The sequence below is a fragment of the Salinivibrio costicola subsp. alcaliphilus genome (assembly GCF_001996185.1).
GTDB classification, from domain to species: Bacteria; Pseudomonadota; Gammaproteobacteria; order Enterobacterales; family Vibrionaceae; genus Salinivibrio; species Salinivibrio costicola.
In genome coordinates this window covers 1-250 of sequence record NZ_MUFR01000211.1, presented here as the reverse complement: position 1 = coordinate 250, position 250 = coordinate 1, and the positions used below count along the sequence as shown (strand labels likewise).

Sequence of the window (250 nt, the reverse complement as noted above, 5' to 3'; positions counted from 1 at the left end):
ATGGTCCGATGTCGACCAGGGTTTCCGCTTCGTTGAACAAGCAGCCTTGAGCGGGGAACTTCTCACTTTGCGGCAGGTACTTTTTGGCCTGGGCTAGCCGGAATTGCTCCCACATTGCAGCAATGCGGGATTCATATTGTTGAACCAGGCCGTCGATGTAGGTCTGGATTTCCGGGGTGATGCCCGAGGGCTTTTCAAGTTCCTTTTGCATATAGAAAGTATAGTAAAAACAGCCGCTTTTGCCACTTTT

General features: G+C 50.4%; 1 protein-coding gene. It reads right to left on the bottom strand.

Annotation, left to right across the window (positions count from 1 at the left end; genetic code table 11):
- Positions 1–250, bottom strand: a 250-nt coding sequence (locus BZJ21_RS16530) for a hypothetical protein (protein WP_201788239.1), incomplete at both ends; no start/stop codon positions are given.